Origin of the sequence: Brevibacillus sp. LEMMJ03, assembly GCF_007197875.1 — a bacterium.
Classification (GTDB): Bacteria; Bacillota; Bacilli; order Brevibacillales; family Brevibacillaceae; genus Brevibacillus; species Brevibacillus thermoruber.
The window spans coordinates 160,471-174,560 of record NZ_VKJN01000010.1; the positions used below are offsets into that span (position 1 = coordinate 160,471).

The 14,090-nt window shown below is 60.6% G+C and carries 19 protein-coding genes; 10 read left to right on the plus strand and 9 right to left on the minus strand.

What is annotated here, in order from left to right:
* Nucleotides 1–134 precede the first annotated feature (134 nt).
* On the plus strand, nt 135–443 hold the full coding sequence (locus tag FOI68_RS14470; RefSeq protein ID WP_029099088.1) for a YfhH family protein: 309 nt from the start codon (nt 135–137) through the stop codon (nt 441–443).
* A 231-nt stretch (nt 444–674) separates the two neighbouring features.
* Nucleotides 675–1,124, plus strand: a complete 450-nt coding sequence (locus FOI68_RS14475) for a DUF441 domain-containing protein (protein ID WP_035297457.1) — start codon at nt 675–677, stop codon at nt 1,122–1,124.
* A gap of 9 nt (nt 1,125–1,133) precedes the next feature.
* Here the strand turns inward: FOI68_RS14475 and FOI68_RS14480 are convergent, their stop codons facing one another.
* The gene (locus FOI68_RS14480; protein ID WP_143863582.1) at nt 1,134–1,454 is read right to left on the minus strand and encodes an iron-sulfur cluster biosynthesis family protein; all 321 of its coding nucleotides are present in this window, start codon (nt 1,452–1,454) and stop codon (nt 1,134–1,136) included.
* Between the two features lie 103 nt (nt 1,455–1,557).
* Here FOI68_RS14480 and FOI68_RS23525 point away from each other — a divergent pair, with 103 nt between their 5' ends.
* The 3 genes from FOI68_RS23525 (at nt 1,558) to FOI68_RS14490 (ending at nt 3,785) form a co-directional block, all read left to right on the plus strand.
* A complete protein-coding gene (locus FOI68_RS23525; RefSeq protein ID WP_162836727.1) occupies nt 1,558–1,698 on the plus strand; it encodes a hypothetical protein in 141 nt (46 codons plus the stop codon).
* 75 nt (nt 1,699–1,773) lie between these two features.
* Nucleotides 1,774–2,820, plus strand: coding sequence for a DUF2515 family protein (locus FOI68_RS14485; RefSeq protein ID WP_044898261.1), 1,047 nt, complete (start codon nt 1,774–1,776; stop codon nt 2,818–2,820).
* Nucleotides 2,821–2,843: 23 nt separating this feature from the next.
* On the plus strand, nt 2,844–3,785 hold the full coding sequence (locus tag FOI68_RS14490; RefSeq protein ID WP_185973956.1) for a hypothetical protein: 942 nt from the start codon (nt 2,844–2,846) through the stop codon (nt 3,783–3,785).
* Here FOI68_RS14490 and FOI68_RS14495 read toward each other — a convergent pair.
* Both FOI68_RS14495 and FOI68_RS14500 read right to left on the minus strand, forming a co-directional pair.
* Entirely contained in the window at nt 3,782–4,630 is an 849-nt protein-coding gene (locus FOI68_RS14495) for a DUF1444 family protein (protein WP_143863583.1), read from the minus strand. The two genes, FOI68_RS14490 and FOI68_RS14495, sit on opposite strands and share 4 nt — an antisense overlap.
* Nucleotides 4,631–4,656: 26 nt before the next feature.
* Complete coding sequence (locus FOI68_RS14500) at nt 4,657–5,769, minus strand: DUF3900 domain-containing protein (protein ID WP_029099083.1); 1,113 nt, start codon at nt 5,767–5,769, stop codon at nt 4,657–4,659.
* Between the two features lie 109 nt (nt 5,770–5,878).
* On the opposite strand from FOI68_RS14500, the gene FOI68_RS14505 reads away from it, so the two are divergent.
* On the plus strand, nt 5,879–6,715 hold the full coding sequence (locus tag FOI68_RS14505; RefSeq protein WP_143863584.1) for a serine/threonine protein kinase: 837 nt from the start codon (nt 5,879–5,881) through the stop codon (nt 6,713–6,715).
* Nucleotides 6,716–6,744: 29 nt separating this feature from the next.
* Here FOI68_RS14505 and FOI68_RS23530 read toward each other — a convergent pair whose 3' ends face one another.
* The 3 genes from FOI68_RS23530 to FOI68_RS23535 form a co-directional block, all read right to left on the minus strand.
* Nucleotides 6,745–6,900 (minus strand): hypothetical protein, encoded by a 156-nt coding sequence (locus FOI68_RS23530; RefSeq protein WP_185973957.1) that lies wholly within the window; start codon nt 6,898–6,900, stop codon nt 6,745–6,747.
* Between the two features lie 38 nt (nt 6,901–6,938).
* Nucleotides 6,939–8,132, minus strand: a complete 1,194-nt coding sequence (locus tag FOI68_RS14510; protein WP_143863585.1) for a DEAD/DEAH box helicase — start codon at nt 8,130–8,132, stop codon at nt 6,939–6,941.
* 147 nt (nt 8,133–8,279) lie between these two features.
* Nucleotides 8,280–8,423 carry a hypothetical protein gene (locus tag FOI68_RS23535; RefSeq protein WP_162836725.1) on the minus strand — a complete coding sequence of 48 codons (144 nt, stop codon included), beginning with the start codon at nt 8,421–8,423 and terminating at the stop codon, nt 8,280–8,282.
* Between the two features lie 121 nt (nt 8,424–8,544).
* On the opposite strand from FOI68_RS23535, the gene FOI68_RS14515 reads away from it, so the two are divergent.
* Together FOI68_RS14515 and FOI68_RS14520 are read left to right on the plus strand one after the other, a co-directional pair.
* Nucleotides 8,545–9,600, plus strand: coding sequence for a phosphodiester glycosidase family protein (locus FOI68_RS14515; RefSeq protein WP_044898257.1), 1,056 nt, complete (start codon nt 8,545–8,547; stop codon nt 9,598–9,600).
* A gap of 24 nt (nt 9,601–9,624) precedes the next feature.
* A complete protein-coding gene (locus FOI68_RS14520) occupies nt 9,625–10,131 on the plus strand; it encodes a DUF6886 family protein (RefSeq protein ID WP_143863586.1) in 507 nt (168 codons plus the stop codon).
* A gap of 76 nt (nt 10,132–10,207) precedes the next feature.
* Here the strand turns inward: FOI68_RS14520 and FOI68_RS14525 are convergent, their stop codons facing one another.
* Both FOI68_RS14525 and FOI68_RS14530 read right to left on the minus strand, forming a co-directional pair.
* Nucleotides 10,208–11,779, minus strand: coding sequence for an ABC-F family ATP-binding cassette domain-containing protein (locus tag FOI68_RS14525; RefSeq protein WP_143863587.1), 1,572 nt, complete (start codon nt 11,777–11,779; stop codon nt 10,208–10,210).
* Nucleotides 11,776–12,663 (minus strand): HEPN domain-containing protein, encoded by an 888-nt coding sequence (locus FOI68_RS14530; protein ID WP_143863588.1) that lies wholly within the window; start codon nt 12,661–12,663, stop codon nt 11,776–11,778. Before FOI68_RS14530 ends, FOI68_RS14525 begins: the two co-directional genes overlap by 4 nt.
* A gap of 192 nt (nt 12,664–12,855) precedes the next feature.
* On the opposite strand from FOI68_RS14530, the gene FOI68_RS14535 reads away from it, so the two are divergent.
* Nucleotides 12,856–13,005 carry a small acid-soluble spore protein P gene (locus tag FOI68_RS14535; RefSeq protein WP_029099077.1) on the plus strand — a complete coding sequence of 50 codons (150 nt, stop codon included), beginning with the start codon at nt 12,856–12,858 and terminating at the stop codon, nt 13,003–13,005.
* 98 nt (nt 13,006–13,103) lie between these two features.
* Nucleotides 13,104–13,847 (plus strand): DUF5937 family protein, encoded by a 744-nt coding sequence (locus FOI68_RS14540; protein ID WP_143863589.1) that lies wholly within the window; start codon nt 13,104–13,106, stop codon nt 13,845–13,847.
* On the opposite strand, the gene FOI68_RS14545 is transcribed toward FOI68_RS14540, so the two are convergent.
* The gene (locus tag FOI68_RS14545; RefSeq protein ID WP_029099075.1) at nt 13,844–14,005 is read right to left on the minus strand and encodes an aspartyl-phosphate phosphatase Spo0E family protein; all 162 of its coding nucleotides are present in this window, start codon (nt 14,003–14,005) and stop codon (nt 13,844–13,846) included. The two genes, FOI68_RS14540 and FOI68_RS14545, sit on opposite strands and share 4 nt — an antisense overlap.
* Nucleotides 14,006–14,090 lie beyond the last annotated feature (85 nt).

The following is a 14,090-nucleotide window of genomic DNA, read 5'->3' on the forward strand; positions in this document are numbered from 1 at the left end:
TTATGCGCCCCGGCCAACTGCGCTTGGTGGCGCTTCGGACATCCCCTGGCCGCACCCTGTCGGACCCCCGCTGCCGCATGGCCGATTCCCCTGTTTCCTGTTACAATGGAAGGGATGGAAAGGAGGGGGCCACCGTGCGCTTGTACAGTCAAATGACCCTTGCCGAACTGCAGGAAGAGATGGAACGGCTGCGCCTCGCGGCAGAAGAAAAGAAGCAGGCCGGTGACGAGTCGCAGTACGCCGTCCTGCAGCAAAAATTTTTCCTGGCCAAATCGTATTACATCGGAACCGGAGAGTTCCGCATCGGCGGTACCTATCGGGTCTTCGGCCACGACGAGCCGTTTACGATCGAATACTTTAACGGCGTGTTTGCCTGGGGCAAATTTCCCGGTTCGCCGGAGCCTACGGGCTTTCCCGTCGGCATGCTGGAGCCGTGGGTGTAGGCTGCGGCATCAGAGGGAACATCGCGGCCGTTGTCCTTGTCATTGGTACAAACACCAAAAAGCCGGCGCTTCTCTGCAGCCGGCTTTTTCACTGCACACCGTTTCAGAAGAGCAGCCCGTTCCTTCAACGGGTCTGCCCGGCGCGCGGTGTTCGTCTGTGAAAAAATCTTCCACACGCTGCCCCCACTTTGGATATAATAGGGGCAAAAAAGAAAGTGAGTCTGGCTCAATATGGATGTCATCAATCTTGTCCTGCTCGCGCTTCTGGCGCTGGGCATCATCGGCAACAATCCGGCCGTCTCCATCGCGGTGGCGATTTTGCTGCTCATCCGCCTGCTCCACCTGGAGCGGACGTTCCCCTTTTTGGAACAGTACGGCCTGCAGATCGGCATTGTCGTGTTAACCATCGGGGTGCTTTCGCCCCTGGCCAGCGGCAAGATCCGCCCCGACACGATTCTTTCCATCTTTACCCACTGGCAGTCCGTTCTCGCCGTCCTGATCGGCATTTTTGTCGCCTATCTGGGCGGGAAAGGGGCCGGCTTGATGACGCAAAATCCGCTGGTCGTCACCGGCATTTTGCTCGGCACGATCATCGGCGTCACCTTTTTCCGCGGCGTTCCGGTCGGACCGCTCATCGCGGCCGGCATGCTCGCCTTTCTCCTGCAATTTCTCCCCAAATGAGCGGCGGCGTCAGCCCCACCGCTCCTTGACCTGCAGGCCGTAGGCGAGGATCTCCTGCGGCGTCACCAGCCGAAAGCCCTGTTGCTCCCGGTAATCGATGACCAGTTCCTCCGCTCCGACATAGGTCTCGGTTTCCTTGTCCACCAACAGGGTAATCCCCTCTTCCTCCAGCACCCGATCGCCGCTCATCGGTTCGTCCCAAAACAGTCCGTATTCCACCGTCATGCCGCAGCCTCCCACCAGTTCCCCGTTGATTCGCAGCGCCTGCCGGCGTTCGTTGGCCAGCGCGGCGAGGACGGAGCGGGCCGCATCCGTCAAAGTCACTCGCATGCATGGTCCTCCATTTCTTGTCCGCCTTGTCCGTTTTGGATGCATCATCTCTCCCATCATAGCATACAATGGTTGAAAGGCAGCAAGGAAAGGACGATCAAACATGCGCATTTACGAACGAGACGGCATCTTCGTCGCAGAAGCGGAATACCAATCGGAACTGGTCATCATTTGCGGAAACACGTGGGAAGAAGCCCAGGAGAGGCTGCAGATGAGGCTTCTCGTTCTGGAAATGATTGGATGAAGCGAGAAGCGGGTCGCCAGAGACCTGCTTTTTTCACGCACAAGCCGAAAACCACTGCACAAGGAGCGCGACGCCATGTCTTCCCTCATCACGCACGACATGTCGCTGGTCGCCGACATCCGTCGGCGGACGGCGGCAGCCAACCGCAACAACGTGAGCCGCACGGCCGCCTACCTCGCATTTTACCGCGAGCACCCGGAAGTGCACTGGGCACTGCTTGCCCACCTGGTCTCCCGCAACGGCGGCTGGAGCATGACCGACCTTCGCGGCGAATGGCTCCCCCGCCTGATGGACGAGCAGGACATCCGCGCGTTTTTCTGGTTTTTGGAGCGAAGCAACTGGCTGATTTTTCACGACGCCTACGCCCAACTGCTGCTCTTTGCGGAGATGAAGCGGACCGGAACGGATTTGACCCCCCTCCTGCCCCGCCTCGGCGTCTCCCGCTTCATGCAGCCGGTGTGGCGCGAGTTTCTGGCGGAGCAGGACAGCGTACGGCTGACCCGCGCCCTGATCGTCAACGAACAGCAGTACATCGAACAGCGCGTGGTGCGCAAGCCGTTTGCCCGGGAGCAGGTTTTCGCCAATCTCGCGTTTTTGGCGCAATCCGTGCTCTCGCTCAACCAGGTGCTGCTTCCCTACAAGGCCCATCCCGCCGACCGGCGGCTCAGCGTTGTCGGCATCGCGGTGCACAACTTTCCCTCCGTCCGGCAGCGCATCTCCGTGGGCAAGACGCTGTACCGGCTCCTTTTCGCCGATGCCCGGCGGCACGAAGCGATTGTCAGGTGGGCGGCGCGCATTCCGCATACGGGATCGCGCTCCGATTACTGGCCCCACCTGTTTTCGCCCAAACCTCACGGAGAAGCCGCGGAAAACGTCTACCGGCCGCGCATCGACGGCGCCGACCTGCAGCCGGGCCGCCCCAAGCTGTACAGCCCTGCGCTGAGCGCCGTCTGGCCGGATGTGGAGCATGCCCCGGCTGACGGCGTGGACTGGTACCGGGACGAGAAGTGGCAGGAGGCGTTGGAAGACGAGGAGGACTTGCCGACGCTGGACAGCGAGGCGTATCTGCGCTCGCTGCGCCTGGTCGAGGAAGGATTGGAGTGGATCACGGCGTTGACGTGACCCGATGTGGAGGTGTTGGAAGCGTGAATGCATTGGTGGAAAACCAGAAGGCCTATCTGCTGAGCTGCCAACTGCCCAGCGGCGCGTTTCGGCTGGCGCCCAGGCGCGACCAGATCAATCCGTACTTCACCAACCTGGCGCTCATCTCCCTGGTCCGGCTGGGCGAAGGGGAGGCGGTGCGAAAGCACGTGGATTGGTATCTTCACCACGTCAACGAACGCGGCTACGTCAACGACTACCGGCTGGACGGCGAGCGGGAGGTGGACACCGGCAATGCCGACAGCGAAGACAGCTACCACGCCACCCTGTTCAGCCTGCTTGTGGAGTGGCTGCAGCTCACCGGCGACACCGACTGGCTGCGGCAGCGGCGGGACGAGCTGGCCGTACTGGTTCAGGCAGTGGGGCGGCTGCAGCAAAAGGACGGGCTGACCTGGGCGAAGCATTCGTATCGCGTCAAATATTTGATGGACAATTGTGAAGTGGCCGTCGGACTGGAAGATGCCGCCACCCTGTTCGCGGCATTGGGAGACGACGAGTTGTCGCGGGAAGCCAGATGCCGGGCGGAAGCCTGCCGCAGGGGAATCGCGGCGATGTACAGCCCGGCGCGGGCAGCCTACGCGATGTACGACCGCACCTATCCCGCCTGGCGCAAGTGGTACCCGGACGTGACCTCCCAGGCGTTTCCGATCGTGTACGGACTGGCCGGCCCCGATGCAGCCTATGGCCTGTACGAGCGCATCACGGCCGCCTTTCCCCACTACGACAGCTTTCAGACGGGCGACCTGTACCCCTGGATGGTCATGGGAGAATGCGCCAGACGGATGGGAGACGTGCGCAGGGTGGAGCGCATGCTGCAGACAGCGGCTGATCTGTACATACGAGGACCGCGCCGGCCCTACTGGCTCATTCACGAAACGGGCCGTTTTCTCGAGCTGATGCTGGCCGCCGGTTCATCCGCCGCCTAGTCACGCCTGTTTTTCTTCCGCCTGACGCGGGGCTGGGTACCGTGCTGCACCACCAGGAACGGCACCAATTCGCCCCGCTCCCAGAAAAAGGGAAGCGGAGAGATGGGCACGGGCCCTTTGGACGCGAAGTCATGCGCGAGCCGTGCCAGCAGTTGGGCGCCGGTCTCGCCGTGCAGATCGGCCACGATCAACACGTCCTGATGGGGAACAGCCACGCCGAGGGCATCCCCTGTCCTGCTGCGTTCCATCTCCTCCAGCATGGATGTGAGCAGCACGCGGCTGGCGGCGTACCCGTCGCGCGGACTGATGAAATGAATGCGGTTGGGTCCCACCTGCTCCGTCTTGATGGGAACGGGCAGTCCCTCCAGATTGGCCATCGCGCGGCGGTGCAGCATCTCCTCCGACCAGCCCGCTTCCGCCAATGCCTCCCGTTCAATCAGGGTATACCCCTCGCCGTGGTCTAAGGCGTACAGGATTGCCGTCTCCTCCGTATGCGGACGAAACACCCACCGGTCGGGGCTCTCCCGAAGCAGCGAGGCATGCCGCAGCACGGGATAAATCCGGCTTTCCCGTCCCGCCAAGGAACGGTCCGCCGTCTGCCCGCGAACGGCGGCGAGCACCCGGGAGACAAACGCGTAAAGAGCCGTCCGCCGCTCGTCCGGCTTCTCCTCCACGTGGCGATAGAGCGGTTCCAACGGGATGTCGGGCACGACGGGCGTGCCGTCCGCTCGCCGTTTGACCCGCAGGCCGTCCTCCTCCGCTTCGCAGAACAGCTCGTCCGGCAGTTCCCTGCCGATCAGTTCCACGACCCGCCGCTTCAGCGATTGGCGCACGGTGTTTGACATGATGATTCCCCCTCTTTTGTCGTTTCTCACTCCCACGGCGGCCGGTCGTCCGGATCGGAGACGGTCGGAGCTGCCGCGTAGGAACGGCTGCGTTCCTCGATCTCGCTTACGATCTCGTGCAGGCTCTTGGGCTTGGCAAATTCCACCGGCGAGACACCCCGCTCAAACTGCAGCGCGTCTCCTTCCAGCAGCACCACGTACCGGCCGTTTGCCTTGGCGATGTGCAGGTTGATCCCGTAGTCGGCCAAAAGCGCCCGCACCTGCATGTGGTCCAGCTTGAATTTCAGCTCCGCTTCCGGCTGCCGTTCGGTGATGATCTGTGTAGCTTCCATCACCGTGTCGTGCTCCCATTTCTCGGCCAGCTCCCGCTTGGGGCTGGCGGCGATCAGTTCGATCTCCTCTTCCGCCCGCAGCCGCTCTTCCGTCGCCTCGGGGTAGACGTATTCGATGTGCTGGCGGGCCAGCGACAGCACTTCTTCGGAGACGAGCTGGGTCAGCGTTTGCGGATATTCGATGAAACGCATAAATTCTTCAAAGTACCGGGCGTGGGAAAATTGATGGATCTTCACGTGGTACGGATCGTTCATCCCCTGCTCGACCATGTGCGGGTACATCAGCGACTTCATGTTTTTCGCGCTGATCGCCATGTTGACGTTGGCGATCAGGCTGTGCTCGTCGGTGATGATGGCCGTTTTCTGTTCAAAGTCGCATTTGAGAATGAACACGTACCGATCGTCCAGCGGTTCCAGCCGCGTGCGGACGACCAGGAGAACCCCGCCCCGCACCTGGGAAGTGCGCAGATACGACTGAACCAGCTCCTGACAAGGCTCCCTGCTCTCCCCCGGCGTCTCCGCGGCCAAGAGCCGCTGCAGCAGCGCGTAATTGGGGTTGGACTCCAGCGGATGCCCCTCCTCCAGCACAAACCGGCCCAGCTTGGTCGGGCTGGCGTCGCTCTTCGGGTTCGGCTCCACCTTGCGCTTGGCGATCCGGGCAAACTCCCCGTCCAAAAAGGGGCGCAGCTCGCTTTTCTGGTATTCATCCCCGGACAAGAACCGGCTCATCCGGACGTGTTTGGCGCTTCCCTCTCCTTCCGGTTGTTCGATCAAAAAAAACGACAGCCAATCGATGACAAAATTCATCCGTTCCTCGCCCCTGTCCCATATCTGAACGACATGATTATAGCAAAGCCGGAAAAAACGGTCAGGCGTTTTTCCGAAAATGGTATCATGGAGACAGGAGGGACACTTCATGTGGAAACAGCTATGCGCATGGTGGAACCGCGCCGTGCGCGACAGACCGTACAAGCCCGGCGCTCTGGTCGGCGGCTACCGGATCGAAGAGGTGCTGGGCATGGGCAGCTACGGAATCGCCTACCGGGCCGTCCATATCCCGTCCGGCCGGGTTGTGGTGCTCAAACAGGTGAAGCCCAGTCTGCGCCGCTCCCCCAAAGGGGAAGCGATGCAGCACTACGAACAGCGGGTGCTGGCCGCCCTCTCCCATCCGCAGATGCCGCGCTGGCTGGAGTCGTTTCGGCACCGGAACGATTCGTTCCTGGTGATGACATACATCGCCGGGCCGACGCTGGAAGACCTGCTGTTCGAGGAGGGGGCCGCGCTCGGCGAGTTGGAGGCGGCCCGGTTGATGCGGCAGGTGGGTGAGTTGGTCGCCTATCTGCACGAACGGAACGTAATTCACCGCGACGTCCGCATTCCCAACGTCATCTGGCAGGAAGGCAGGCCCCATCTGATCGACTTCGGGCTGGCCCGGTTCCGGGGAGACCCGCCCACCTACATCGCCCATGACCTGAGCGACTATCCAGAGGAAAAACAGTTGAAGCGGCAGGTGGAGCCGGCCAGCGACCTGTATGCCCTCGGCCACTTTTTCCTGTTTCTGCTTTACTCCGGGTACGAAGCAGACGAGAACCAGCCGGAGCGCAGTTGGGAAGAAGAGCTGTCGCTCTCACCGGAGATACGGGGGATAATCCGCCGCCTGCTGCAGATCGACCCGGCATACGGCAGCGTCGAGGAGTGGCTCGCCGATCTGGATGCGTACCTGAACGCGAAAAAAGAGCAGTCCAATCGATGATGTACACCGATTGCGCCTGCTCTTTTCGCTTACTCCCGAATCGGCTCCTCGTTGGCCGCTTCCATCTGCCGTTTCAGTTCCCCCGCTTCCCGGCGCAGCGTTTGCCGCTCGCTTTTGGAGAGGCGCTCGCCGCCGACGGGGCCGTTTGCCAGCAGGTCTTCTTCATCCAATCGATCGTTGCGCATGGGAACCTCCTGTGGACATCAGTTGGGTGATTCTTCTCCTACTTTGTTCCAAAGCGTCCTTTCTTATGTACGCGTCCGCCGTTCTTCGGCCGGCGCAGATCGGCGGGATCGACCAGCGCGCCGTACGACATCGCTTTTTCCGCGATGGACAAACCGGTCTGCTTGGCAAACTTGCGGACGATAAACAATTCCTGCGGCGTGACAATGGAAAAGACCAGACCCGCCCGGCCCATCCGGCCGGTGCGGCCGCTTCGATGGATGTAGGTATCGACGTCGGGAGCGGGATCGTAATGAACGATGCATTCCACGCCCGGGATATCAAGGCCGCGAGCGGCCACGTCCGTAGTGATCAGGACGGGAAAAGCACCGTCGCGGAACTGCTGCAGGGTGTGGGCCCGCTCTTCCTTGCTGGCGTCGCGGTGCAGCAAACGGCACGGCAGGTGGTGATACGCGAGCTTGGCGGTGATCTCCTCCACCTTGTCGATCTGATTGACAAACACGATCGACGCGCGGGCGTTGACGAGACGCAGCAGCCGGCGCAGCGTGTCCGCCTTTTTGCGGGGATCGCTGACCAGGTACATGTGCGCCACACCTGCCCCGTTCTCCGGCGCCGCCGATCGGATCACGACCGGATCGGCAGCCAGCGCCGAGGCAAGCTGCACCACGCGTTCCGGCAAGGTCGCGGAGAAAAACAGCCGCTGCGTGTCCCGCAACGTCCGTTTTAACACTTCCTGAACCGGCCGCAAAAAGCCTTCGTCCAGAAGGCGGTCGGCTTCGTCCACCACCGCCGCCTTTACGGTGTGCACCTTTACTTTCCGCTGCTCGATCAGCTCCAGCAGACGTCCCGGTGTGGCGGCAATCAGCGCCGGCCGCTTTTTCAGCCGCTCCACCTGCCGCTTCACGTCGACGCCGCCGATAATCGGCACCACGGCTGCCCCTTTTTTCGCGAGCAGCGGCTCCGCCTCTCTGGCAATCTGCATCACCAATTCGTGAGTCGGAGCCAGAACCAGCACCTGCAGCTCCTTGCTGTCCGCTTCCACCCGGTCGATCAGCGGCAGCAGGTAGGCCAGCGTTTTCCCCGTTCCCGTCGGCGATTCCACCAGGGCGTTTCGGCCGCTTTGGACGACGGGGATCGCATCCTGCTGCACGGGCGTGGGCCGCTTCATATTCCGTTCTTCAAGCGCCTCCAACAGCGGTGCGCTCAGCTTGAAATCAGCAAACGTGGTACTCACAACAATCCTCCTGGCAAGACATGATCATGGGTAAGCTTACCACAAATGGCTGCCAAGTGAAACCGCCAAAAGGAATGCCTCAACGCGCGGGTCCCGAACAAGCGGTACATCCATCTGATCCGTCCGGCAGGAAGCCGCCGCCTGCCGTCAGCGGTTGTTGGAATCGAGCCGGGTTTCCCGTTTTTCCATTTTGTCGTGCCGGTCTTTCTCGCTGTGCTGGTTGTGCGTCCCGGGCGGATGATCCATGTACGCTTCCACCTGTTTTTGAAATTCCTTGTCATATCCGCGCATGCGGCTCACCTCCTGCAGATAGTCTGTCCGCGAACGTTCCCGCTGTCCCCTGAAACTTTTTTCCCGTCCAATCGTCAAACTTATACGACAAATATAAACATGGATGTGGGGAAGAGCACTTATGACCACCTTGTCACGTACCTTGACGCAGAAACGAAGGCAGCGGCGCAGCCGACGGTGGAGCTGGTTCAGGCGGTTGGCGGCTGCCTGCGCGTTCACGTTTGCCACCCTTGCCCTGGGCGGCTTCCTCTTTCTCTTCGGCACGGAGACGGGCGAAGAGCTGCGGGAATGGGCAGCCGGTACGCTGCTGACGACGCAGCACGACTACTGGGCGCCGTACACGTTTTTGCCCGACGACAAACTGGAAGAGCTGAAAAGACAGATTCGCAATCCCGTCGTCATCAACTCGGAAGCGGACACGGCGAAGCAGCCGGACGCCCGGCCGGTCGACGTCCCCGCGCCGGAAAAGCCGAGGGACCTGATCGAGATCGAGGAGATCGACGAAACGCGCGGCAGTTATTACTTCAAAGGCAAACTGATGTACATCAGCGATCCCAACCGCGTCCATCTGGTCGTCACCACGCGCAAGGACCGGGGCGATCTCCTCGACGAGTTCGCCAAGAAGTACAACGCCATTGGGATCGTCAACGCCAGCGGGTTTTCCGACCCGGACGGCTACGGCAGGGGAACCAAAGCGTACGGCGTGGTGATCAAGGACGGCAGGATCCTGCAGGGATACAACCCGAAGAGCGGGGAAACGGCCCTAGGCATCACCTATGACGGCAGGCTGGTGACCGGCAATTACTCCGCCCAGGAGTTGGTGAACATGGGCGTTCGGGACGCGATGAGTTTCCGGCCGCAGCTCATCGTCAACGGCAAAAACCTGTTTGCGGACAAGCCCGCCAAAAGCTGGGGGATTCAACCGCGCACCGCCGTCGGTCAAAAAGCGGACGGCACCATCGTGTTCCTGGTCATCGACGGACGGCAGCCCGGCCACTCCATCGGCGCCAGCATGAACGACGTGGCGGAAATCCTGGCATCTCGGGGCGTCGTCAACGCGATGGCGATGGACGGCGGTTCCAGTTCGATGATGCTGTACAACGGGGAAGCCATCACCAGGACTTCCTGCCCGTACGAACGCGGCCGCTATTTGCCCAATGCATGGGCCGTCTACTAACGAATATCGCCAAGGAGGGGAAACATGCTGTACCATTTCAGCGAGGATCCGACCATTGCCCGGTTTGACCCCCGCCCCCATCCGTCGCATCCCGCCCTGCCGCCGGCGGTCTGGGCCATCGACCGGGAGCGGGCGCCGATGTACTTCTTCCCGCGCGACTGTCCGCGCATTGCGTTCTACCGGCTCCCCGAGACCACGTCCGAAGACGCGGACCGTTTTCTCGGACACACCACGGCCCGAATGGTGATCGCCACCGAGAACGGCTGGTACGGACGGATCAGGCAGGCCAAGCTCTACGTCTACCACCTGCCGCCTGAGCCGTTCACTTGTTGGGAACGGGGAGCCGGCTACTACATCGCCCACGAATCGATTGAACCGCTGAAGGTGGAGCCGATGGGCGACCTGATCGAGCGCCTGACCGCAGAAGACGTGGAGCTCAGACTGATGCCCTTGCTTTGGCCGCTGCACGATGCGCTGCTCGCCTCCTCGCTTCACTTTTCGATGATCCGGATGCGCAATGCATCCCGGTAGGCTCCGACGGCCTCGCGCAATCAAAAACAGGCAGCCCGCTCACCAAAGCGTCGGGCTGCCTGTTTGTTTGCCTTTCTTACCGTTTGATCGCGGTCCTGGCCTGCGCCTGGCTCCACTCTTCCACGTTCCACACCTGGGTCACCCAGTCTTCGTAAAAGTCCGGTTCGTGGCAGACCAGCAGCACGGTTCCCTTGAAGGCCTGCAAGGCGCGTTTCAGTTCGTCCTTGGCCGCCACATCGAGGTGGTTGGTCGGCTCGTCAAAGACCAGCCAGTTGCTTTCCCGCTGGAGCAGCTTGCAGAGCCGCACCTTGGCCTGTTCTCCCCCGGAGAGAGCCGTCATGGGGCGGTTGATGTGCTCGTTTTTCAAACCGCAGCGGGCCAGAGCACCCCGCACTTCATGGTTGTTGAGATGAGGGAACTCGTTCCACACCTCGTCCAAGGCGGTGACCGGCTTCGGCTTTACTTCCTGCTCGAAGTAGGCCGGCTGCAGGAAGTCACCCTGCTCCAGTTTGCCCCCGAGCGGCGGGATCAGGCCGAGCACCGTTTTCAGCAGGGTGGATTTCCCCACCCCGTTCATGCCGACGACCGCCACCTTTTCCCCTCGTTCCAGGGCGACCGTCAGCTTGGGCAGCAGCGGACGGGTGTAGCCGATCTCCAGTTCTTCCGCCGTGAAGACGAAGCGGCTGCTCGCCCGCGCTTCCTTGAAAACAAACGTCGGCTTGGCCGCCGTCTCCGGCTTCTCGATGCGCTCGATCCTGTCCAACTGCTTCTGCCTGCTCTTCGCCCGGCCGGAGGTGGAGGCGCGCGCCTTGTTGCGGGCGATGAAGTCCTCCATCCTCGCAATTTCCTCCTGCTGCTTCTCGTAGGCGTCCAGGTGCTGGCTGCGCTTCATCTCCGCCTGGGCGAGGAACGACTCGTAGTTGCCCGTGTAGCGGGTGAGCTTCGCAAACTCCAGGTGGTAAATCACGTTGACGACGTCGTTCATGAACCCGGTGTCGTGCGAGATCAGGATAAACGCGTAGGGATACGCTTTCAGGTAGCCTTTCAGCCAGGTGATGTGCTCATCGTCCAGATAGTTGGTCGGCTCGTCCAGAAGCAGCACGGTCGGCTGTTCCAGGAGCAGCTTCGCCAGGAGCACCTTGGTCCGCTGACCGCCGGACAGAGCGGCGACGTCCCGATCCAGACCAATCGCGGACAAACCCAGGGCGTTGGCGATTTCCTCCACTTTGGCGTCAATCAGGTAAAATCCGCTCGACTCCAGCCGATCCTGAATCTCGCCCATGCGCTCCAGCAGCTCTTCCAGCTCCTCCGGTGAAGCCTCCGCCATCCGCTCCCCGATCGCCACCAGTTCCGCCTCTTCCTGCAGCAGCGGCAAAAAGGCTTCCTTGAGCACGTCCCGAATGGTCTTGCCCGGTGTCAGCTTGGTATGCTGGTCGAGGTACCCGTAGCGGACCTTAGGCATCCACTCGATCCGTCCGGCGTCCGGAATCAATTGGCCGGTCAGCAGGGCCATCATCGTGGACTTCCCCGTTCCGTTCGCGCCTACCAGGCCCACCCGTTCTCCCGGCTGCAGCCGAAACGACACGTCGCGAAACAGCGTGCGTTCGGCGAAGCCGTGGCTCACATTTTCTACGATTAAAACGCTCATGATTTCCTCCTGTTTGTCGACTCCATTCGTACCTGTTCAAAAAAGGCGGGCTTGTACCGGCTGGCGTAACTCTCTCCGGCCATGATCAGCTCGTCCAGCCGCAGGCGCAGATCCTGCAGCGTGATGCCCTCCATCGCCGTGTTCAGAATAACCGCGCGCGCCATTTGACGCAGGCGGTTCACATCGTCTTCCAGTTCTTTGCCCAGCACCTTGCCGCTGTGGACGATCTCCGAGCGATGGTTGTAGGACCGTTTCACAAACTGGGCCACCCGCTCCCGTTCGGCAAACGTTTCCCCGAAGTAATAGGCCATGCGCAGCCGCAGCTTGTACGTGATCTCTCCCTTTTTGCCGTCGGGCACAAACAGCGACTCCAGCGCAATCCACAAGTCCAGCAGTTGGTCCTCCAGACTCTTTTTCTCCAGGGAGAGGGCGTAGCGGCGAACGGCGAGCTGAGGCAGGGCCGGCTTGTCCCAGATGAGGGACAGAAAGATTTCCTCGGTCCGCTCGTCAAAGCGAAACTTCTTCCCGTCAATGGAACGCTTCAGATAGGTGATCCCGAACACCGGCGGCTGGGCCGTGATGACGTACGGGATGGAGCAGATGCCGTCCAGCGTCGCCAGGTTCAGCTTTTGTTCGATTTCTTCGATCCAGGCCTGATCCTGCCTTACTTTCAAATCGGGGTACTCGGCGAACAAAAACAGGCTGTCCACCCCTACTTTGCGGTCAAACAGCAGACGGCTCTCGTCCATTTGATTTTTAAGAAAACGGGAGGCCAGCTTGTACAGTTTTTCCTCTCCCGACAACAGCACAAACGACTGGGGCAGATCAATGCGCACCGGTCTGGACGTCGTCGAGTTAAAGACCGGCGCAATCAGATACGGCATGGGCATGTCTCCTTTCCGGCTCTGGACAGGTGCGTCCGGCTGACGGGCAGTCCGGCTCCGACCCAAAGGTTACATAATACTTATTATGTCATTCATTTGCTGTCTCCGACATGCTTCCTTCTAGAATACCAGCAATTCCTATGGTTCGTCATCCTTCGTTTCCGGCATGCTATACGGGAAGGAGATGATACCATGGAAAAGGATCGCGTGCGCGACGAAAATCCCCACCAAACGTACAACAACACCTACGAACCCATGGAACAGACCGGCGAGCCGCTGCCCGGCTCCAAACAGGTAAAGCAGGCGAATCACTCGCGCCAGGTCAAAACGAGGGAAGGCTGATCCGCTGCGCCTTCCTGTTTTTTACAACCAAATGATTGAATTGTCCCACAAGGATGAACTATGATGATTACAGTATCCTTGATGGAGGTCAACCAATCATGATTCTCATTCCGCTTTCGGGCCACAGCCCTCTTCCGCACAAAATCAGCTACAGTGTTTCTCCCTTGTACGAGTTGGCGGCAAGCCTCCACGCACTGGCTCAGGAAACGCCCGACCCGCGTCTGGCCGACTGGGCCGCAGACATACTGGCCGGCTTTCGTGCCGCCCGGATCCAATCAGACTGGGAATACTTTCGTCCGATGTTTACCCTCGCCATCCCCGACGCGTTCGATCCGCTGCAAACCAGAGGCGTGATGGCCGTTGACGATCAATACGACTACTTCTTCACGCTGTCCGAGGAAGCGTTTGCGAACAGCCTGCGGCCGATGCTGGACGCGTGGGAGAAAACCGGTGAGGATGTTCCGCTCGCCGCCGACCTGCAGGAGGACCCCGCGTTTGTCAAAGGGCGCTTCAACCTGTTTATCTCCACGTACTGGCAGCTTTTTTTCGCCTCGCAGTGGGAGGCGTTGGCGCCCCGGTTTGTACGGGAGGCGGAACGGATCCATCTGTCGCTGCGCTCGCTGGATGAGATCACGGCCTATTTGCGGACGATCGCTCCCCGCTTCCGCTACGATGCCGAGCAGGAGCAGCTCGTCTGGGAAAACGGCGCTCCCGACGCTCAACACGTTCAGCAGTTGGTCCTCTACCCCAGCCATTTTTACACCGGCGCTGCGTCCCTCGCCAAAAAAGGGGCCTGCGCTCACCTGCTCTATCATTTCGAACAATGCAAAACGCCCTGTTAAGGGCGTTTTGCGTATTGCAGCATGTGCGCAACGATTAACCGATCCAGTTGTTGACTCATCTTTACAATCTCAGGGTCGTTAAAATTGTAACCGGCATCCTTGGCTGCGCGTTCCAGTTGCTGCCGCAGATCATCAATCATCTTCTGCGTAATGTTCATGCTGCCAGACCCCCACCCGACTCGATCAACCACTATTTTACATTATTTGATAATGCGTGGAAAGAGGAGAATGTCCGCGGGAGCG

Excerpts from the sequence above, each read along its gene's own strand:
- FOI68_RS14475 (WP_035297457.1), top strand. The coding sequence starts at position 675 with ATGGATGTCATCAATCTTGTCCTGCTCGCGCTTCTGGCGCTGGGCATC.
- FOI68_RS14480 (WP_143863582.1), bottom strand. The coding sequence starts at position 1,454 with ATGCGAGTGACTTTGACGGATGCGGCCCGCTCCGTCCTCGCCGCGCTG.
- FOI68_RS23525 (WP_162836727.1), top strand. The coding sequence starts at position 1,558 with ATGCGCATTTACGAACGAGACGGCATCTTCGTCGCAGAAGCGGAATAC.
- FOI68_RS14485 (WP_044898261.1), top strand. The coding sequence starts at position 1,774 with ATGTCTTCCCTCATCACGCACGACATGTCGCTGGTCGCCGACATCCGT.
- FOI68_RS14495 (WP_143863583.1), bottom strand. The coding sequence starts at position 4,630 with ATGTCAAACACCGTGCGCCAATCGCTGAAGCGGCGGGTCGTGGAACTG.
- FOI68_RS14500 (WP_029099083.1), bottom strand. The coding sequence starts at position 5,769 with ATGAATTTTGTCATCGATTGGCTGTCGTTTTTTTTGATCGAACAACCG.
- FOI68_RS14505 (WP_143863584.1), top strand. The coding sequence starts at position 5,879 with ATGTGGAAACAGCTATGCGCATGGTGGAACCGCGCCGTGCGCGACAGA.
- FOI68_RS23530 (WP_185973957.1), bottom strand. The coding sequence starts at position 6,900 with ATGCGCAACGATCGATTGGATGAAGAAGACCTGCTGGCAAACGGCCCC.
- FOI68_RS23535 (WP_162836725.1), bottom strand. The coding sequence starts at position 8,423 with ATGCGCGGATATGACAAGGAATTTCAAAAACAGGTGGAAGCGTACATG.
- FOI68_RS14515 (WP_044898257.1), top strand. The coding sequence starts at position 8,545 with ATGACCACCTTGTCACGTACCTTGACGCAGAAACGAAGGCAGCGGCGC.
- FOI68_RS14520 (WP_143863586.1), top strand. The coding sequence starts at position 9,625 with ATGCTGTACCATTTCAGCGAGGATCCGACCATTGCCCGGTTTGACCCC.
- FOI68_RS14525 (WP_143863587.1), bottom strand. The coding sequence starts at position 11,779 with ATGAGCGTTTTAATCGTAGAAAATGTGAGCCACGGCTTCGCCGAACGC.
- FOI68_RS14530 (WP_143863588.1), bottom strand. The coding sequence starts at position 12,663 with ATGCCGTATCTGATTGCGCCGGTCTTTAACTCGACGACGTCCAGACCG.
- FOI68_RS14535 (WP_029099077.1), top strand. The coding sequence starts at position 12,856 with ATGGAAAAGGATCGCGTGCGCGACGAAAATCCCCACCAAACGTACAAC.
- FOI68_RS14540 (WP_143863589.1), top strand. The coding sequence starts at position 13,104 with ATGATTCTCATTCCGCTTTCGGGCCACAGCCCTCTTCCGCACAAAATC.
- FOI68_RS14545 (WP_029099075.1), bottom strand. The coding sequence starts at position 14,005 with ATGAACATTACGCAGAAGATGATTGATGATCTGCGGCAGCAACTGGAA.